Source organism: Blautia sp. CGZ-1-C1 (genome assembly GCF_056504575.1).
In genome coordinates this window covers 1-2,437 of the sequence record NZ_JBWLUT010000058.1, presented here as the reverse complement: position 1 = coordinate 2,437, position 2,437 = coordinate 1, and the positions used below count along the sequence as shown (strand labels likewise).

The following is a 2,437-nucleotide window of genomic DNA, read 5'->3' as shown; positions in this document are numbered from 1 at the left end:
GTGAACCACATATTGTATCCGCTTCTGGTAACCAAGTGTCTGGAGTTCTGTGATGGAAGGAAGCAGCATAACAGCGGCTGAATTTGTGATCGTTGCAGGAAACAGGATGAGAGGAAGAGCCATACCGGTAAAAATACCGTAAATACTTAATGCGTCTTTAGCACTTAATCCAGACATTTGTAATCTGGCAGGGATGAGAATGACTTCCATACTGCTGAGAACGGTCAGAAGTATTTTGTTTAAAGTAAGAGGCATAGAAATCTGAAACAGATTTTTTAAAATCCGGCCAGAATTTTTTATATGTGAAAAAGTATAATCTGTTTTCTTTAAATGCATACTGACAGCAAAAAGAGAAATAAAAGAAGAGGCGATTTCCCCGATAAGATTTCCGCCAACCGCTATCGCCGGAGTAATGGTACGTTTTTGTGATTCAAAAATAAGGTAGAGAACATAACAGCCGCCTACACGAAAAATCTGTTCGAGAAGCTGTACCCCTGCCGGAAAACCTGCTTTTTTTCTGCCAAAATAGTAACTGTTAACACAAGTATGAAGTGTACTTAAAGGGATACTAAAAGACAGTATCTGTATCAGAATGGCAGTTTGGGACTCTTTGAGAATCTGTGTAGCCCAGAAATCCGCATGAGCATAAAGAATCCAGGAAAGGAACAAAGAAAACATAATAGAAAATATCGTGCCAATGATGAAATAATCACCGGCGTGTCTGGGGGTATGAAGGGCAGTTTCTGAAGCTGTAAGGCGGGAAATCGCTGACTGTATACCTGAGGCGCAAACAGCCATTACCAGAAGCTGCAAAGGAAGAACAAGCTGGAAAAGTCCCAGTCCATGTGCACCGATCGTATGAGAAAGGAATATTCTGTAAAAGAAGCCTAAAAGTCTGCTAAGCAGTCCGGTAAAAGTAAGTAGTAAAGTCCCCTTTATAAAAAGCATTTTTGACATAATAAAGTTTTCAGCCCTTTTAAGTTTGCTGCGTAATAATGCTTACTATTCACTACTGATGTCCCGTAAGGTCTGTGCATCATGAAGCGTGTTACTGGGCACGGAGTGAACAGTAACCTTAATAACGCTTTTACAGCAATATATGTACAAAACAGCCTTGACAGAACAAATAGTTTCTGGTAAAGTAATCATGAAATCCGAGGGAAACACTGGGAATTAAAAAACGAGGTGAGAAAATGAAACTGTCAACAAGAGCACGTTATGGTTTGAAAGCGTTGATAGACCTGGGATTACACAGCGAAAATGAAGCAGTCTCTTTACAGAGCATTGCAGAAAGACAGGATATTTCCACAAGCTATCTCGAACAGCTTATGGCCATGCTTAAGAAAGCTGGTCTGGTAAAGAGCAGCAGAGGTGCCTATGGCGGTTATCAGCTTGGCAAGCCGGCAGATGCGATCTCGGTCGGTGAAGTCCTGCGAGTGCTGGAAGGCAGCCTGGAAGCAGCAGCCTGCCCTGGGATCGAGAACGATGGAACCTGTCATGGCAGCGATGTCTGTGTGGCGAAACTCGTCTGGAAGAGAATTAACGACAGTATTACAAACGCTGTGGATACCCTGATGCTTGGTCAGCTGATCAATGAAAGCAGAAGAGTACATGAAGAAAAAATGGAAAGTTTGAACACAAAGGAAACGGTGTCAGACATACTTAAATAAAACAGGAGGACAAGAAAATGGGAAAAATGATTTATCTGGACAATGCAGCAACAACTAAAACAGCACCGGAGGTTGTCCAGGCAATGCTGCCATATTTTTCAGAATATTATGGCAACCCGTCCAGTATTTATGATTTTGCAGGCAAGAGCAAAGAAGCGATCACAAAAGGAAGAGAGCAGATCGCAGAAGTTCTTGGTGCAAAGAAAGAAGAAATTTATTTTACAGCCGGTGGATCTGAAGCTGATAACTGGGCTTTGAAAGCAACTTTCGAAGCATATAAATCAAAAGGAAACCACATCATCACAACAAAGATTGAGCATCACGCAATTCTTCATACATGTGAATACTTGGAGAAACGCGGCGCGAAGATCACATATGTAGATGTAGATGAGAATGGTATTGTGAAACTGGATGAACTTGAGAAAGCTATCACACCAGAGACAATCCTGATTTCTGTTATGTTTGCAAACAATGAAATTGGTTCTATCCAGCCAATTAAAGAAATCGGCCGTATCGCAAAAGAGCATGGCGTTCTTTTCCATACAGATGCTGTTCAGGCATTCTGCCAGGTTCCGATCAATGTAGATGAATGCAATATTGATATGTTAAGTTCCAGCGGACATAAGATTAACGGACCAAAAGGAATCGGTTTCTTATACATCCGTAAAGGTGTGAAGATTCGTTCTTTCGTACATGGCGGAGCACAGGAACGTAAACGTCGTGCCGGTACAGAAAATGTTCCGGCAATCGTTGGATACGGTGCAGCA

3 protein-coding genes are annotated in these 2,437 nt (G+C 41.9%); 2 read left to right on the top strand and 1 reads right to left on the bottom strand.

Features of this window, described 5'->3' with window-relative positions:
* The coding region (locus AC058W_RS03940) for an oligosaccharide flippase family protein (RefSeq protein WP_479389737.1) at positions 1 to 957 on the bottom strand (957 nt) is incomplete at its 3' end.
* A 236-nt stretch (positions 958 to 1,193) separates the two neighbouring features.
* Here AC058W_RS03940 and AC058W_RS03935 point away from each other — a divergent pair.
* Positions 1,194 to 1,670 carry an RrF2 family transcriptional regulator gene (locus AC058W_RS03935; RefSeq protein WP_118137360.1) on the top strand — a complete coding sequence of 159 codons (477 nt, stop codon included), beginning with the start codon at positions 1,194 to 1,196 and terminating at the stop codon, positions 1,668 to 1,670.
* 17 nt (positions 1,671 to 1,687) lie between these two features.
* A partial coding sequence (locus AC058W_RS03930; protein ID WP_479389736.1) for a cysteine desulfurase family protein occupies positions 1,688 to 2,437 on the top strand: 750 nt, incomplete at its 3' end.

What these genes read in the sequence shown, in the direction of transcription:
- AC058W_RS03935 (WP_118137360.1), top strand. Translation starts at nt 1,194, where the DNA reads ATGAAACTGTCAACAAGAGCACGTTATGGTTTGAAAGCGTTGATAGAC.